This window comes from Ruegeria sp. HKCCA5763 (genome assembly GCF_013034545.1).
Taxonomy (GTDB): domain Bacteria; phylum Pseudomonadota; class Alphaproteobacteria; order Rhodobacterales; family Rhodobacteraceae; genus Ruegeria.
Window position 1 is genome coordinate 207195 of sequence record NZ_WQGF01000007.1, and the last position, 16745, is coordinate 223939.

Genomic DNA, 16745 nt, shown 5'->3' on the forward strand with positions numbered 1-16745 from the left:
CTCCTCAGGTCAGGGAATCCAACGCTGGACGAACCTGACCACACGTTTAACTGTCTGATTCTCAAACAGCCTTGGCGTGAAATAAGCACCCGCCACGCGTTTGTTAAGCTCTCCGATCGTCGGATAGGGCGAAACCATTGCAGCAATCTGCCCCATCTTCAGGTTATTGGCCAATGCAAGCGACCACAAGTTGATCAACTCGCCTGCCTGATGACCCACGATTGTGGCCCCAACAGGACGGCCTTTGACAACCATGACCTTGATGAAGCCGTTTGTCCTACGCTCGGAAATGGCCCGGTCGTTGTGATGATAGTCAAAGCGGGCAATTTCGAGCCTGTCGCCATGCTGGTCGTGCGCTTGAGCTTCGGTCAGACCAACTTGCGCCAGTTCAGGATCTGTGTAGGTCGCCCAGGGGATATGCGCGGTCTTGGCTTTGGACGGCAGACCAAACAACGCCGAGCGAATTATGATACCCGCATGGTAGCCCGCCACATGAGTGAACTGCATCCCACCTGCAACATCACCAATGGCATAGATCCGGCGATTTGTCGTCCTGAGGGCTTCATCTGTCTTAATGCCGGTCCGGGTGCGGTCAATACCCGCCGCTTGCAGATTCAACCGGTCAATGTTTGCCTTGCGCCCGGCCGCGATCAAAAGATGAGATCCCGTGAGAATCTCACCGTTTTCGGTCACCACTTCTACCGCGCCTTCGCTGCCTCGGATCTGTGCCACCATGGCGCTTTCGCGGATATCGATACCTTCGCTACGTAGCGCTTCCAGCACCACCGCCGCGGCTTCGGGGTCGTCTTTGCCCAGCGCCCTTTGACCCTCTATGACCGTGACCTTAATGCCGAGGCGTCGATGGGCCTGCGCCATTTCCATACCGATCGGGCCACCGCCAATGATAAGCAAATGATCCGGCCGCTCGCGCAGGTCGAAAATAGTTTCATTCGTAAAGTAAGGAACCGCATCCAGCCCGGGAATCGGCGGCACCAGGGGCGATGACCCTGTTGCAATCACGATCCGGCGCGCAGTGATGAAGTGATCTCCTGCCTGCACTTGGTTGGAAGAGATAAAGGCACCGTATTCTCGGATCACCTTGACGCCAAGTCCTTCAAAGCGCTCTTGGCTGTCCATCGGTTCGATCTGGGCGATGACGTTATGCACATGGTCCTTGGCCGCCCCATAGTCGATCTGAGGAGTCACATCCGCTACCCCAAACGCCGCGGAATGCGCCTGACCATAAGCGGCCTTCCCGCTTGCGATCAGCGCCTTGGACGGGACGCAGCCGAAATTCAGGCAATCGCCGCCCATCTTGTGGCCTTCCAGCAAAACGACATCTGCACCCATCTGGCTGGCCCCAGCTGCAACTGACAGGCCGCCGGACCCGGCCCCAATGACCAGGAGGTCTGTTTTCAGTTCGGTCATGGCTCAGCTGTCCTTATTTGCGCGCAAGGCTTTGATGACGATGGGCAAAGCGGCCAGAACGCACAAGCCGATAATCGGTCCGATCACGAACGGCTCCCACAACAGAGACACATCCGGTGTTCCGCCGCGATCGAATACACCACCAAGCCCGACACCAATCCACGTGTAGACAATCCCCCCGGGAATAATGCCCAGGGCAGTGGTGATCAGGAAGTTGCGAAACTTCACGCCGACCAGAGCAGGCACCAGATTTGCAACAAAGAACGGAACAACCGGGACCAGCCGCAACAGGAACAGGACCGAAATCTCATTCTCGCGCAGACCATCCTTCAGCTTCTTGACCGTCCCTTCCGACGATTCCAAACGGGCGGTCAGCGACTCACCCAATCCCCAGCGTGCCGCCAGGAAAATAGCCGAAGCTCCGATGGTTGCAGCCACAACATTGAGAACCGTGCCCGCAAACAATCCAAACAAGAACCCGCCTGTCATCGACGCGACCGCCGCCCCCGGCAGCGAGAACGCTACAATGACGATATAAATGGCCACAAACGCTGCGGCCATGACCCAATAATGACCATCCCGCCAAGCCAAAAGCGCCTCGCGGTTGTCCCGCAAGGTTTTAAAGCTCAGGTAATCCCCCAGCGTGAAAAAGCCCGCAACGGCAACACCAAGGATCACCAGCAACGGAATATGGCGCGCAAACCCGCTGCGCGGTGCCTGGCTTGTTTCAGACATCAGGTTTTCCGGTTCTTTCTGTTTCATTCTGTGCCCAAGATGCGCTTCCAATCTGTCAAGCAACAGAGGGATCACGGGGCCTTGATCTTTGTGGCGCTGAATGTGAGAGATTTCATCGATAATTGGGTGTTTTGAAACCTTTTCAGCTCTGCGGGTACAGAATTGTTGCAAAAGGCGCGAAAACCCCACTGTTGGGGTTTGACTTACCCCCCGCTTAGCAGTAGAGGACGGGCTTCGAACACTAGGGCCAGGCGAATCCGCGCCGCACCCCACCGCTATAGATTGGAGACGGAGCGATGAAACGCACCTATCAGCCTTCGAACCTGGTTCGCAAACGCCGCCACGGTTTCCGCGCGCGCATGGCCACCAAGGCCGGCCGCAAGATCCTGAACGCACGCCGCGCACGCGGCCGCAAGTCGCTGAGCGCGTAAACCGCTCACCGATCAGGTTATGAACATGACGCCGCCGGAGGCCCCTGAGGATGGTATGCACCAGCCCGGGAATACGCCCCCGGCGGCGTCCGTTTGTGCACCTGAACCTCTTGTCGTTCTTAAAAAACGGTCCGACTTTCTGAAAGCCGCACGCTCGCGCAGGCAAGGAACGTCGTCGATGATGGTCCAGGCGCGCAGACGCACTCCAGAAGAGGCATCCGGGATTCGCGTAGGTTTTACCTGCTCGAAGAAGGTCGGCAACGCCGTGGCCCGCAACCGCGCCAAACGTCGCTTACGCGAAGCCGCGCGGGCCATACTGCCCGAATCTGGTCGCGATGGGTGGGATTACGTTCTGATCGGCCGGGCCGAAGTCACGGCCAACCGCTCCTACGACGCACTGTTGAGTGACTTACGCTATGCGCTGCGCAAGGTTCACGCACAGGGCAAATGACATTTCTGGCCCATATCCTCGCCCTGCCCGTTCGGGCCTATCGGTTGATTTTCAGCCCGTGGGTTGGCTTTAACTGTCGATATCAGCCAACGTGTTCAGCTTATGCGCTGGAGGCATTGGAAAAGCACGGTGCGATAAAGGGCGCATGGTTGGCCGCGCGTCGGATCGGGCGCTGTCATCCGTGGGGTGGCGACGGCTACGATCCGGTCCCTGACTCCGATACCTCGACCGATAAGGGCTAGACCCGGCATCCTGTCACCATCTTGCCCGGTTGGGCCAACTGCTGTAGGGGCAGCGCATGTTTGATGATGCAGACGATATCCACCCGCTGTTTGCTGGCGCGCCCTCGACCACCGAGTTCAAGAAGCTGCGCAAGCGTATCGTACGGCAAACCCGCGAAGCGATCGAGCAATACGGGATGGTAGACCCGTCTGCCCACGACAAGGACGGCAAACCGCCACGCTGGCTGGTCTGTCTGTCAGGTGGCAAGGACAGTTATACGCTGCTGGCCGTTCTCTACGAATTGAAATGGCGTGGCCTGCTGCCTGTGGATCTGCTGGCCTGCAATCTGGATCAAGGTCAGCCCGGATTTCCCGCGACAGTCCTGCCCGAATTTCTCGAACGCATGGATGTACCGCACCGGATCGAGTACCAGGACACCTATTCCGTTGTGATGGACAAGGTTCCGCAGGGCCGAACCTACTGCGCCCTGTGTTCACGCCTGCGCCGTGGCAACCTGTATCGCATCGCGCGTGAAGAGGGGTGCTCGGCGGTTGTTCTGGGCCATCACCGCGACGACATTCTTGAGACATTTTTCATGAATCTCTTCCACGGCGGTCGTCTGGCCACCATGCCGCCGAAGCTGGTGAATGAAGAGGGCGATCTTTTTGTCTTCCGACCGCTGGCCCATGTTGCCGAAGCCGATTGCGAGAAATTTGCCAATGCAATGCAATACCCGATCATACCCTGCGATCTTTGCGGCAGTCAGGACGGGTTGCAACGCCAGCAGGTGAAACAGATTCTCGATCAATGGGAAAAGAACAGCCCGGGTCGGCGTCAAGTTATGTTCCGCGCCTTAACAAATGCACGCCCTTCGCATCTGCTGGACGCGAAACTGTTTGATTTCCTTAACCTTTCAATAAATTCTGACAAAAAAACCGAAAACTTGGACGGAATTCCGCAGCTGCGTTAACGACTGACTCAGACTGGTTTCCTAGGCTCAACGGCGTGTCATTCATGCCCAAGGCCAAAAGCACGATGCGGAACCATTCTTCTATCGACCGTTTTATACGTTCTTTGAACTCCGTTTTTAACAGTCCATCAGCGCTGGCGTTTATTCCCGCGCTCAGTTTGGGTGCGTTCTGGATCGGGGGCGAACGTGCTTTGGTTTCAATTGCATTGGGCCTCCCCTTGGCAATCACAGGCCTTGGTGCGTTTTCGTCCAAACAAACCCGTCCGCGCTTGGGGCGGTCGGTTGGCCTATTGTCAAACGACGACTTCGCATCCGCATTAAACGAAGTGTTTGCTGAAACCTGTCGCAAAGGCGAAGACTCTGCTTGTTTTGCCGTGGTTCTGGATGATTACACTCAGTTGCTTGATCTTCATGGTCAGGCAGCCGCAAACCACGTTGCACAGCAGTTTTGCGCGCGTGTCATGTCCATGATCCGCACGAACGACTGCGCGACACGCGTTGGCGGGAATAAGATGATGGTGGTCTTGCGCCCCGCTGGCCAACTGGATCTAGAGGCCTGCATTCAAATGTCGGGGCGTATGCAATCGGCGGTGGAAGAGCCGATCATGCTGAATGGAACCGGCGTCTACATGTCGTGCTCTATCGGTTTCTGCCTAAGCGGCAGCTTTCCGGACGGGTCGGCTATGGACTGGCGCGATGCTGCGAATAACGCCCTGCTTGAAGCGCAACAGAATGGCCCATCCACGATTCGCGCCTTTTCGTCCGAAACCCGCCGCCGGGCTCAGGTCCGCTCCAATCTGCGCAAGGAGTTTGAAACTGCCCTGGACAGCGGTGAGATTCGTCCTTGGTTTCAACCTCAGATATCCACCGACACCGGGCGCGTCACTGGCTTTGAGGCACTGGCCAGATGGGAGCACCCTAAAAAGGGGGTTCTGGGCCCCAACGTCTTTCTGCCGTTTGCAGAACATGCCGATCTTATGGGTCGGCTGGGGCAGACCATGCGGCACTACGCATTTTCTGCCATGCGCGACTGGGATCAGGCAGAGCTTTATGTGCCGCGTATCGGCATCAACTTTTCCTCGGACGAGCTGCGCGATCCGGGCCTGATCGACCGCCTAAAATGGGAGTTGGATCAATTCGACCTGACACCCGACAGGTTGGCAGTCGAAGTGTTGGAGACCGTTTTTTCCCGTCGACCTGATGACGTCATAACCCGCAACGTCACCGGGTTGGCTACAATGGGCTGTTGCATTGATTTGGACGATTTTGGAACCGGCCATGCCTCGATCGCATCCATAAAACGATTCAACGTGTCGCGCATAAAGATCGATCGGTCTTTTGTCGCAAAAGCCGATCAAGACCCCAGCCAGCAGCAACTGGCAAGCGCCATTCTGACCATGGCTGAACGTTTGAATCTGGAAACACTGGCCGAAGGCGTCGAAACGCCAGGCGAGCATGCATTGATGGCCCAGTTGGGATGTGACCATGTTCAGGGTTTTGGTATCAGCAAGCCGATGCCAGTCGAAAAAACCAGGGACTGGATCATGTCCTATCGCAGCAAATTGAACCGAGTACCCAAAATTGGGCGGGAAACAGGTTAAAGAACCCCAAATCAAGCCAAAGAAGACCGGTACGTGACGAATTGAAGGGCGATTCCGCTTGACCTTTGGGCCCGCACTCTGTTGAACCCTGCGGGTGTCTTTCACTGCTCAAGGTGGCTGTCCCCTATGGACGATCAGAACAAGAATCTCATCCTCGCAACTGCGCTCAGCTTTCTCGTGATCCTGGTCTGGTTTGTGCTGTTCCCTCCGCCGGAACCGACACCTGCTCCTGAACAGGCTGAAATTTCCAATGTTGAAGGCAATGAGGTTCAGACGCCCAGCGCTGCAGGTACAGGCGCTGTGGGGGAAGCTACTGCGGCTGCGACAGAAGCTGAGCCCGAGGCCCAGGCGCCACGGATCGATATCGACACCCCGCGCCTGACCGGTAGCCTGTCGCTGGCCGGTGGTCGCATCGATGAGCTGTCGCTGAAAGACTATAAGGTTTCGCTGGCCGACGATTCTCCGATTGTCGAACTGATGTCACCGGTGGGGTCCGAGTCCGCGTATTATGCCCTATACGGTTGGGCCCCTGGCGCGGGCTTGAGCGGTGCCGACGTTCCCGGACCCAACACAATCTGGTCCGTTGAACAGGGCGAGACCCTTGGCGTTGACAGTCCGGTGACGCTTGTTTGGGACAACGGCAATGGTTTGACCTTCCGCCGCGCTATCTCGGTTGATGAGAACTATATGTTCAGCGTCACACAGTCGGTTGAAAACGCCACCGAAGCCGAGGTCGGCATGGCCCCCTACGGCATCCTGGCACGCCACGGTATCGGCGAAGACGGTGATCTGCCTGGCTTGAAGAATTTCTTCATTCTCCATGAAGGCGTCATCGGCATGGCCGACGGGACACTGACGGAGGTGGACTATGGCGACGTCCGTGATTTCGACATCGACCCGAATGAGCGTGCGCAGGCCGAGGTATATCAGGTAAAGGAAAATGGCTGGATCGGTTTCACCGATCATTATTGGATGACCACTCTGATCCCTGAGCCTGGTTCCGCATTCAAAGCTGCCGCCAAGTATGACTCGCGCCGCAAAATCTATCAGACAGAAACGGTTCTGCCGACGCTGACAGTTGCGCCGGGCGCGACCGAGCAGGTCACCACACGCCTTTTTGCCGGTGCAAAAGAATGGGAGGCCATTCGGGAATACCAGTCAGAAGGCGTTCAGAAGTTCATCGACAGCATTGATTGGGGCTGGTTCTTCTTCCTGACCAAACCGATCTTCTGGCTTCTGCACAACATCAACGTGCTGATTGGCAACATGGGTTGGTCGATTATCGGCCTGACGCTGATCATCAAGGCGATTCTGTTCCCGCTGGCGTTCAAATCCTACGTCTCGATGGCGAAGATGAAAGAACTGCAGCCGCAGATGGAGGCCCTGAAAGAGGCCGCCGGCGACGACCGGCAGAAGATGCAGCAAGGCATGATGGAACTGTACAAGAAGGAAAAGGTGAACCCGGCTGCGGGCTGTTTGCCGATCCTGTTGCAGATCCCGATCTTCTTCTCGCTGTATAAGGTGATCTTTGTCACGATCGAACTGCGTCAGGCCCCCTGGTTCGGCCCGTTCCAGGATCTGAGCGCGCCGGATCCGACCTCGATCTTCAACTTCTTTGGCTGGCTGCCCTGGGCCGCACCCGCGCCCGAAAGCTTCATGGCGCTGATCTTCATCGGTATTCTGCCGCTGTTGCTGGGTATCTCGATGTGGCTGCAGCAAAAGCTGAACCCGGCACCAACCGACGCTACACAAGCGATGATCTTTGCCTGGATGCCTTGGGTCTTCATGTTCATGCTGGGCGGTTTCGCCAGCGGTCTGGTTGTCTACTGGATTGCGAACAACACGATCACGTTCACGCAGCAATATCTGATCATGCGCAGTCAGGGCTATACCCCGGACGTATTCGGGAACATTAAGTCCGGCTTCAAGAAGACGCCAAAAACGGACAACAAATGAGCGGCACAGTCTCAAACCTCTGGCGTCACCCGATCAAAAGCCATGGTCGAGAAACGCTGAGCCAAGTCACAGTCATCCCCGGGCAGACCATGCCCGGGGATCGCGTTTGGGCGGTGGCTCATGAGGCGGCCAAGACAGATGGTTCGGACTGGGCCCCTTGTTCGAATTTCACCCGGGTCGCTAAAGCACCCGAGCTGGCGGCGATCTCAGCCGAACTCCAAGACGAGCGTGTAACTTTGCGCCATCCTGACCGGCCTGATCTGCTATTTGCCCCGGATACCGAACAAGAGGTTTTCCTGGATTGGGTAAAACCTCTGATACCCGCCGACCGCGCGGCACCTGACAGAATAGTCCGGGTTCCGGGACGCGGGATGACCGACAGTGATTTCCCATCCATCAGCCTGTGCAACATGGCATCACACCGCGCTGTCGAGCAAAAGCTTGGCCAGTCGCTGTCCACCGTCCGCTGGCGCGGGAACATCTGGTTTGACGGCCTGCCCTTGTGGGAAGAGTTTGACTGGTTGGGGCGCGACGTCCGCATTGGGCAGGCCGTGTTCCGTATCCGCGAACGCATTACCCGTTGCATGGCCACCACCGCGAACCCAGAGACTGGCGCACGTGACGCAGACACTCTGGGTGCGCTGAGCAATTGGGGCCATCAGGATTTCGGTGTTTACGCCGAAGTCATTCAGGGTGGTGAAGTCCGCCTGAATGATGAGGTGCGCGTGCTATGACATCGCTTCCGTTTCCACTGGCTGAAGAGCCGGATGACCTTTCCAAAGAACACGGGCGCAAGCTGTTTGCTGGCCCTTCTGAATTTGTCAAAGGCGTGGTCGCCATGAACGGCCTGCCCGCCCCTGATCGGTTGGAGGTCTGTTTTGCAGGCCGGTCGAACGTCGGCAAATCCAGTCTGATCAACGCGCTGACCGGAACCAAGGGTTTGGCGCGCGCCTCGAACACGCCCGGGCGCACGCAAGAGATCAATTTTTTCACCCAAGGCCCCGAACTCTATCTGGTGGACTTGCCCGGCTATGGATACGCCAACGCCCCGCTGAAAGTGGTGGAGAAATGGCAGAAGCTGCTGAAACAGTATCTCAGTGGTCGCCAGACCCTGCGACGTGCCTTTGTACTGATCGATGCGCGCCACGGCGTGAAGCCAGTCGATGCCGAGATCATGAAGCTGCTGGACACCAGCGCCGTGACCTTTCAATGCGTTCTGACCAAGTCGGACAAGGTCAAGGCCAAGGACCGCGAAAAGGTGCTGGACCAAACACGTGCGGCCCTATCCAAGCACCCCGCAGCGTTCCCGGAAATCGTGCTGACCTCTTCCGAAAAAGGCGACGGTATCGCGACCCTGCGGTCCATCATTGCGCATCTGGAATAGCTTCACACTTGGCAGGGCCGGACAAAGGCCCTAACACAGGTCTCCAAAGGGACTTTAGCCATGAAGACAAGAGATATGAACCGGGACTGGATCGCCACCGCAGCCACACTCAACAGCGCTCTGCCCTATCTGCAGCGCTATGACGGGGCCATTGTCGTCATCAAGCTGGGCGGTCACGCAATGGGCAGCGATGAGGCGATGGAAAGCTTCGCCCGTGACGTGGTTCTGATGCGTCAGGTTGGGGTTAATCCAGTTGTCGTTCATGGTGGCGGTCCGATGATCAACGCGATGCTGGACAAGCTGGATATCCAGTCTGAATTCGTGAACGGCAAGCGTGTGACAGACACAGCAACCGTCGAAGTGGTCGAGATGGTTTTGTCCGGTCTTGTGAACAAGCGCATTGTCCAGGCGATCAACGATCAAGGGGGTTCTGCCGTGGGGCTGTCTGGCAAGGATGCAAACCTGATGGTCTGCGACCAGACGGACGCATCTCTGGGATATGTGGGCACCCCCTCTGACATGAACCCGAAGATTCTGCATGACTTGTTCTCTCATGATGTGATCCCGGTGATTGCCCCGTTGGGTGCCGGCCGCGATGGTGAAACCTTCAACGTCAATGGCGATACGGCGGCGGGCGCAATTGCCTCGGCCCTGAAAGCCGACCGTCTGCTGCTGCTGACCGATGTCTCAGGCGTCAAGAATGCCGCCGGAGATGTTGTGACCGAACTGAAGGCAGGACAAATTCGCGAAATGACCCGCGAAGGCACGATCGCGGGCGGCATGATCCCCAAAACTGAAACGGCCCTGGACGCGCTGCACAGCGGCGTCCGGGCCGTGGTGATCCTGGACGGGCGCGCACCGAATGCCGTGTTGCTAGAATTGTTTACAGAACACGGGGCCGGGTCGCTTATAAGGCCGGACTGACCCGTTCAAGGAAGGATGAAACATGGCCAATCTTGCGCAGCCTTCCTCTGACCCAAATGCGATATCCTATGACCACATCGTTGAGGTCGCTCATCGTGAGGGACTGATTGTCATGGGAGCACTGCGTCCCCGTAAGGTGGAAGCCAAACAGCTTGAATCCGGTACGTTGGTCCTTTTAGGCGCCGGAGGGGACTTTTGGCCTGTTTTGAAGGCCGCACCAGAATGGGGGGCACCGGACCCGGTTGACCGCTGGTCCGCTAGGATCATTGGCGAAATAGCCCAGACATTTAATGCCGAGGCCTATTTTCCTTTTGGCGGGCCACCTTATGCCCCTTTCATCGATTGGGCCCTGAAATCAGGACGGACCTTCAGCAGCCCGGTGGGCGCTTTGGTGCATGACACGGTGGGCATGATGATCTCATATCGAGGTGCACTGCACTTTGCCGAAGAATTCAGTATCCCGGACACACCCGGACAATCTCCCTGCATTACCTGCGTCGCGCCATGTACGCAGGCCTGCCCGGTCGGTGCCCTGAACGCTCAGGAATTCTACAACATCTCAGCCTGCCACAGCCACCTTGACACAACCCAAGGACAGACCTGCATGACCGGCGGATGTCTTGCCCGCCTTGCATGCCCTCTCAGTGCAGGAGCGGAGCGTACATCAGAACAGTCGGCCCATCACATGAGGTCGTTCCACACGTCATGACCCGCACGCTGATCCTGACACGCCACGCCAAATCCAGCTGGGATAACCCGATTTTGGATGATCATGCGCGCCCGTTGAACAAACGTGGACGCAAGTCAGCCTCCGCAATTGCCAAATGGCTGCGTACACATGGTTGGGTGCCGGATGAGGTTCTCAGCTCGACCTCGACCCGAACCCGCGAAACCTGGGATAGGATGTCCATGACGGCCCGGCGCGCAAAGTTTCGCGACGCGCTCTACCTGGCGGGGCCTGACCAGATGATACGCCAGTTATTCGAAGCAAAGGGGCAAACCGTTTTGATGTTGGGGCACAATCCTGGGATAGCGCAGCTTGCCCACCAGCTGGTGCGGGAAGCTCCGACACATCCGCGATTTCTGGACTATCCGACCTGCGCAACGACCGTCATGGAATTTGACATCACCAGTTGGACCGAGGTGCAATGGCACCGCGGAAAAGTCCTTGGCTTCGCCATTCCGCGCGAGTTGCTGCAATAAAAAAAGGCGGGGCAAAACCCCGCCCTTTCTTCAATTTAAGGCCGTTTAGTGCCCCAAAATCTGGCTGAGGAACAGTTTGGTCCGTTCGCTCTGCGGATTGTTGAAGAACTCTTCCGGCTCGTTCTGTTCCACGATCTGGCCCGCGTCCATAAAGATCACGCGGTTGGCGACCTGACGGGCAAAGCCCATCTCGTGGGTCACACAGAGCATGGTCATACCTTCCTCGGCCAGTTCGATCATGGTGTCGAGCACCTCTTTGATCATCTCGGGGTCCAACGCCGATGTTGGTTCATCGAACAACATGATCCGCGGCATCATGCACAGCGAACGGGCAATCGCCACACGCTGCTGCTGACCACCGGACAGCTGACCGGGGTACTTCAACGCCTGATCGGGAATCTTCACCTTCTCAAGGAAGTGCATCGCGCGTTCTTCGGCCTCTTTCTTGGGCGTCTTGCGTACCCAGATCGGGGCCAGTGTGCAATTTTCCAGAATGGTCAGGTGCGGGAACAGGTTGAAGTGCTGGAACACCATGCCAACCTCGGACCGGATCTTGTCAATGTTCTTCAGGTCATTCGACAGCTCGATCCCGTCCACAACGATCTTGCCTTGCTGGTGTTCCTCCAGCGCATTCAGGCAGCGGATCAGCGTGGATTTGCCCGAGCCCGACGGACCCGCGATAACGATCCGCTCGCCCTGATTGACGGTCAGATTGATGTCGCGCAGCACGTGGAATGATCCGTACCACTTGTTCATGCCGTTGATTTCGATGGCGACCTCGTCGCTCACCTGCATCTTCGAGCGGTCGATTTCGCGTTCTACTGCAAGTTCAGACATGTGTTGAACTCCTTAACGATGATCTGTGGCAAGGCGACGCTCGAGCCACTGAGAATATTGAGAAATGCCGTAACAGACGACGAAGAACAGAAGCGCGGCAAAGCCCAGAAGCTCCCAATAGACGCCGTTCCATTCGGTCGACGCCAGAATGGGACCCCGGATCATGCCCACCAGATCGAACATCGAGATGACCGAAACCAGTGTGGTATCCTTGAACAGGCCCACGGCCACGTTCACGATCCCGGGAATCGAAATCTTCAGAGCCTGCGGCAGGATGATCAGCCGCATCGCTTGCGGGTAATCCAGACCCAGACTGTCTGCTGCTTCGTACTGTCCACGCGGAAGTGCCGCCAGACCGCCACGGATCACCTCGGCGATATAGGCGGCTGAGAACATGGTGATCATGATCACAACACGCAGGAACAGGTCGACTGTGCTGTCAGGCGGGAAGAAATACGCCAGCATCACCGAAGCCACGAACAGCAGCGTGATCAGAGGCACGCCACGGATGAATTCGATAAAGATAACGCAAACCCACTTGATCAGCGGCATGTTCGACTGACGACCCAAGGCCAGCGCGATGCCCAGCGGCACCGACAGAGACACACAGGTCACACCCAGCATCATGTTCAGCATGAAGCCACCCAGATCACGGCTGGGAACAGCTGTGAGCCAAGCATTCTCTGATGCACTTTCCGGGATCAGAGCTCCGCCGACATTCCAGATCACCAACGCAGTCACAATAGCCCCAAAGAACCCGGCAGCAAAGCTGTTGTTGCCCAGTTTCTGGAATACGGCACCTGCTGCAATGAAACCAACCAGCGCCACCAGAGGAACCAGGATCGTGCCGCCCCAGATCAGCCAAAAGGCCACAAACGGGTAAACCGCAGTGAACAGCAGCATCTTGCGTGGCAGGTCAAAGAACAACACCGGGGCAAGGGCAACCAGCATCAGCACAAAGGCCAGGTTTGGTCTCCAATAAGCGTCGGCCGGGTACTTGAAGCCATAGATCAGCTGAGGCCAGCGTTCCGTCAGAACCGCAAAACAGGCGCCGGTCTTGCCGTCCAGGATCTCGCGACATTCCGCCAGAGAGTTGGCATTCCACACCCCGTTCAAAATCCACGGCAACGTGTTTTTCAACAGAATGTAGATCAGCACCAGCGACAGCACCGTCAGGATGGTGTTTGTCACGCCCGAGAAGAGGTTCTCGCGTAGCCACTTGACCACTCCGACTTCATTTGCAGGTGGCGGTGAAGGCGGGATAGTGCCTTCGGCCACAAAGGCGATCGGGTTTGTTGTTTGATCACTCATGGCTCAGCGCTCCTTCAACTTAACGGAGGCGTTGTAGATGTTCATCGCCATCGAAATCAGCAACGAGGCTGTCAGATAGAAGAGCATCAGCAGCAGCACACATTCGATCGCACGACCGGTCTGGTTCAGCGTGATGCCGCCCAGCGTGGCTGTGATGTCTGCATAACCAACAGCGATCGCCAGCGACGAGTTCTTGGTGATGTTCAGGTATTGCGAAATAAGCGGCGGTATGATGACACGCAGTGCCTGGGGCAGAACGACAAGGTTCATGATCCGTCCGGGACGCAAACCCAGCGCGGCGGCGGCCTCGGTCTGACCTTTGTTGATCGCCTGAATACCCGCACGTACGTTTTCCGCAATGAAGGCACCGGTGTAGATCGACAGGGCGAACCACAATGCAATCAGCGGGCCGCCAACCTTGATACCACCGCTGAAATTAAAGCCTTTCAGAGCGGGAATATCCCAGGTCAAACCCATGATGAGCATCAGCAAGGCAAAGGGCACCAGCCAAACAGCCAATTTGACCAAGAATGTCTTCGGACGTTCGCCGGTCTCTTCCTGTTTCAATGTGGCCCGCTTTTCGATCTCGTGCGAGGCGAACCACGAACCGATCAAAACGACAATCACCAGCAACCAGTTCAGAATGGTTGCGCCAAACAGCCCGTTTGCGAACTCGGGCCGCGGGATATAGACACCCCGGTTGGTAAAGGCAAAGGCGTCGAACAACATACTGGATGTGGCGGCATCGCCCCGGAACGCGCGTGGCGCGGGCAGTACAGCCGTCATGATGGTGAAGATTATGATGATCCAGATCAGAACCGGAATATTCCGGAAGATCTCGACATAGACCGCCATCAGTTTCGACACGAGCCAGTTGTTCGAAAGCCGCAGAACCCCGGCGATCACGCCGAACACCGTGGCCGTAATACATGCCAGAAAGGCAACCAACAGCGTGTTGAGAATACCAACAACAGCCGCACGCCCGTGACTGGACTGGCTGTCATATTCTATCAGTCTCTGGTTGATGTCATACCCGGAGGAGTCGCCCAAAAACGAGTAAGAGATGTTGAGGCCTGCGGCCCGAAGGTTCTGGATCAGGTTGTTTCCGAGATACCAGATGGAAAGCGCAATAACGATCGCCGCGATCACCTGAAACGTCAGGGAGCGATAGCGAGTGTCGTTAATGAGCATGGACAACCGAAAGTCAGCTTTCGGTGGATCAGTCATAGTCGACATATTTTGAAATCCCCGTAGCGTGCGGTTTTTTTGTCTTGGCGAGTTTTTCCCGCTCTGAATGCTTCCGCAGCTCTTTGATGTGAAGAGGGCGCAGGTTATACCCTGCGCCCATCTCCGTAGATTTTAGCGGAACGGCGGCGAATACAGCAGGCCGCCTTCGGTCCACTGAGCGTTCAAGCCGCGCGCCAGACCAATCGGAGTTTCTTCACCGATGTTCTTGGCGAATACTTCACCATAGTTGCCACCTGCTTTGATGGCTTTGGCAGCCCAGTCAGCGTCCAGGCCCAGCATCTCACCCAGAGTACCTTCGGTACCCAGCAGGCGGTTGATTTCCGGGTTGTCGGTGCCACCGCTCAGCTCATCGATATTGGCCGAGGTCACACCCAGTTCCTCTGCCGAGACCAGCGCGTTCAGAGTCCAGCGGACAACGTCGCCCCACTCGTGGTCACCGTGGCGAACCAGCGGTCCCAGAGGCTCTTTCGAGATGATTTCGGGCAGCAGAACGTGCTCGTCCGGTGCTTCAAACGTGGCGCGCGTCGCTGCCAGACCCGATGCGTCAGTGGTGTAAACGTCACACGAACCAGCCAGATATTGTTGCTGCGCTTCGGCGTTGGTTTCGATCGGAACCGGCTCATAGCTGATGTTGTTCGAGCGGAAGAAGTCCGCCAGGTTCAGCTCGGTTGTGGTGCCGGTCTGGATACAAACGGTTGCGCCGTCCAGTTCCTTGGCCGAGCTGACGCCCAGCGCCTTGGGAACCATGAAGCCCTGACCGTCATAGTAGTTCACACCAGTGAATTCGAACTTCAGGTCGACGTCGCGGCTGAAGGTCCATGTGGTGTTACGGGCCAGCATGTCGATTTCGCCGGATGCCAGCGCAGTAAAGCGTGTTTTACCGGTGGTCGGAACAAACTCAACGGCGTTTGCGTCGCCCAGAACGGCAGCAGCAACAGCGCGGCACAGCGAAACGTCAAAGCCTTGCCATTCACCATTTGCGTCGGGTGCAGCAAAACCAACCAGACCGGTGGTCACGCCGCAATTCAACTTGCCGCGCGCCTTGACGTCGTCAATGGTGCCCGCCGCAGCTGCACCAGCAGCCAGACCGGCAATCGTCGCCGCGCCCAAGATTACGGATTTTTTCATTTTTACCTCTTCCTGATTTTCCGTCTCATAAGAAACGGCTCTGCCCGGCAAGTGGATGCCGGATAGGTTACCCCAAAGGTGTCTCCCCTTTAGTGGGACTGAGTTTGGGCGTATTCATAAACAAACGTCAAGGGTCGGATCATCGAAATCGATGGTTCACCCCCCAAGCCCTTTGCACAATTGCCCAAATATCAGGAATTATGGCTCAAACCGACATATCAAAGAAGCGTTTTGCATGTAGAAACGCCGCCCTTTTGACCTCAGCAACCTCATGCGCCTCGTCATCATGGCCCCATTGCTCGATCTGCCAGATTTCGTCCAGTCGCGAAATGCGCCATATCTCGTCCGGATTGCGCCAATCCAAGGCTGCCGCGAACCCAAGAATCAACGACCCTGACAGGCTGACAAGATCGTGGAAGGCCGCCAGTTGAAACGCATTCAGCGCATGGACCCGTGCGCGCAGCGTCTCCAAGGCCGGACGCGCTTGTGGTTGGTGCAGCACCCCTGCGACCGGTACCAGACGAACGGACAACGTAGATTCGGCCCAATCCAAGGCCGGGTCCCATTCGTCCCTTTGGCGGTTCTGCAGCTCTTGCGGGTGCGTGGCACGGTAACACAGCAGATCAGAATCGCCGTAATCGGCCAGCATGTCGGCCACTTCTGCATGCTGAACGCGCACTTTGTCGATTGCGGCATTGGCAGAACGTGTGAACGGCATTGTCGCAGGATCAACTTCTTTTTCCTGCGCATCCCATTCTACCGCGACCGCTTCGGCCATGCTGCGGGTCGGTAAGATCAAACCTTTCTTGGCGGGCGTTTTGACACGTCGACCGTCCAATTCAACCGCAAACCCGCCGTCGGCCTCGACAACGGCACTGTCTTTCCAGAAGCGTTTTGGTTTCCAGTCGCTCATTTC

The 16745-nt window shown here is 57.0% G+C and carries 18 protein-coding genes; 11 read left to right on the forward strand and 7 right to left on the reverse strand.

The annotated features are described in order from the left end of the window. Window positions 1-9: 9 nt before the first annotated feature. Window positions 10-1428 (reverse strand): NAD(P)/FAD-dependent oxidoreductase, encoded by a 1419-nt coding sequence (locus GOV89_RS13740; protein ID WP_171238452.1) that lies wholly within the window; start codon window positions 1426-1428, stop codon window positions 10-12. A gap of 3 nt (window positions 1429-1431) precedes the next feature. Next, window positions 1432-2190 (reverse strand): TVP38/TMEM64 family protein, encoded by a 759-nt coding sequence (locus GOV89_RS13745; RefSeq protein WP_371810643.1) that lies wholly within the window; start codon window positions 2188-2190, stop codon window positions 1432-1434. A gap of 269 nt (window positions 2191-2459) precedes the next feature. On the opposite strand from GOV89_RS13745, the gene rpmH reads away from it, so the two are divergent. From rpmH to GOV89_RS13800, 11 genes are all read left to right on the forward strand, one after another. Next, window positions 2460-2594 carry a 50S ribosomal protein L34 gene (gene rpmH / locus GOV89_RS13750; protein ID WP_005980833.1) on the forward strand — a complete coding sequence of 45 codons (135 nt, stop codon included), beginning with the start codon at window positions 2460-2462 and terminating at the stop codon, window positions 2592-2594. A 25-nt stretch (window positions 2595-2619) separates the two neighbouring features. Continuing rightward, on the forward strand, window positions 2620-3045 hold the full coding sequence (rnpA, locus tag GOV89_RS13755; protein ID WP_171238453.1) for a ribonuclease P protein component: 426 nt from the start codon (window positions 2620-2622) through the stop codon (window positions 3043-3045). After that, a complete protein-coding gene (gene yidD / locus GOV89_RS13760; protein WP_171238454.1) occupies window positions 3042-3287 on the forward strand; it encodes a membrane protein insertion efficiency factor YidD in 246 nt (81 codons plus the stop codon). The genes rnpA and yidD overlap by 4 nt, the downstream gene beginning before the upstream one ends. Window positions 3288-3343: 56 nt before the next feature. After that, window positions 3344-4237: a tRNA 2-thiocytidine(32) synthetase TtcA gene (gene ttcA / locus GOV89_RS13765; RefSeq protein WP_171235903.1), complete on the forward strand. Its 894-nt coding sequence runs from the start codon at window positions 3344-3346 to the stop codon at window positions 4235-4237. A gap of 65 nt (window positions 4238-4302) precedes the next feature. After that, complete coding sequence (locus GOV89_RS13770; RefSeq protein WP_171238476.1) at window positions 4303-5838, forward strand: bifunctional diguanylate cyclase/phosphodiesterase; 1536 nt, start codon at window positions 4303-4305, stop codon at window positions 5836-5838. A gap of 126 nt (window positions 5839-5964) precedes the next feature. Continuing rightward, on the forward strand, window positions 5965-7794 hold the full coding sequence (gene yidC / locus GOV89_RS13775; RefSeq protein ID WP_171238455.1) for a membrane protein insertase YidC: 1830 nt from the start codon (window positions 5965-5967) through the stop codon (window positions 7792-7794). Next, a complete protein-coding gene (locus tag GOV89_RS13780) occupies window positions 7791-8528 on the forward strand; it encodes an MOSC domain-containing protein (protein ID WP_171238456.1) in 738 nt (245 codons plus the stop codon). Before yidC ends, GOV89_RS13780 begins: the two co-directional genes overlap by 4 nt. Further along, window positions 8525-9178, forward strand: a complete 654-nt coding sequence (gene yihA / locus GOV89_RS13785; protein ID WP_171238457.1) for a ribosome biogenesis GTP-binding protein YihA/YsxC — start codon at window positions 8525-8527, stop codon at window positions 9176-9178. Before GOV89_RS13780 ends, yihA begins: the two co-directional genes overlap by 4 nt. Before the next feature lie 60 nt (window positions 9179-9238). Beyond that, window positions 9239-10102 carry an acetylglutamate kinase gene (gene argB, locus GOV89_RS13790; RefSeq protein WP_171181652.1) on the forward strand — a complete coding sequence of 288 codons (864 nt, stop codon included), beginning with the start codon at window positions 9239-9241 and terminating at the stop codon, window positions 10100-10102. Window positions 10103-10124: 22 nt separating this feature from the next. Further along, window positions 10125-10811, forward strand: a complete 687-nt coding sequence (locus GOV89_RS13795; RefSeq protein WP_171238458.1) for a ferredoxin — start codon at window positions 10125-10127, stop codon at window positions 10809-10811. After that, complete coding sequence (locus GOV89_RS13800) at window positions 10808-11305, forward strand: histidine phosphatase family protein (protein ID WP_171238459.1); 498 nt, start codon at window positions 10808-10810, stop codon at window positions 11303-11305. The genes GOV89_RS13795 and GOV89_RS13800 overlap by 4 nt, the downstream gene beginning before the upstream one ends. 45 nt (window positions 11306-11350) lie before the next feature. Here the strand turns inward: GOV89_RS13800 and GOV89_RS13805 are convergent, their stop codons facing one another. From GOV89_RS13805 to GOV89_RS13825, 5 genes are all read right to left on the reverse strand, one after another. After that, window positions 11351-12142, reverse strand: a complete 792-nt coding sequence (locus GOV89_RS13805) for an amino acid ABC transporter ATP-binding protein (RefSeq protein ID WP_280922860.1) — start codon at window positions 12140-12142, stop codon at window positions 11351-11353. Between the two features lie 12 nt (window positions 12143-12154). Beyond that, complete coding sequence (locus GOV89_RS13810; protein WP_171181646.1) at window positions 12155-13453, reverse strand: amino acid ABC transporter permease; 1299 nt, start codon at window positions 13451-13453, stop codon at window positions 12155-12157. 3 nt (window positions 13454-13456) lie between these two features. Then, the gene (locus tag GOV89_RS13815; protein ID WP_171181644.1) at window positions 13457-14689 is read right to left on the reverse strand and encodes an amino acid ABC transporter permease; all 1233 of its coding nucleotides are present in this window, start codon (window positions 14687-14689) and stop codon (window positions 13457-13459) included. A 123-nt stretch (window positions 14690-14812) separates the two neighbouring features. Beyond that, a complete protein-coding gene (locus tag GOV89_RS13820) occupies window positions 14813-15829 on the reverse strand; it encodes an amino acid ABC transporter substrate-binding protein (protein ID WP_171181642.1) in 1017 nt (338 codons plus the stop codon). Window positions 15830-16034: 205 nt separating this feature from the next. Then, a complete protein-coding gene (locus GOV89_RS13825; RefSeq protein ID WP_171235897.1) occupies window positions 16035-16742 on the reverse strand; it encodes an ATP12 family chaperone protein in 708 nt (235 codons plus the stop codon). Window positions 16743-16745: the final 3 nt, after the last annotated feature.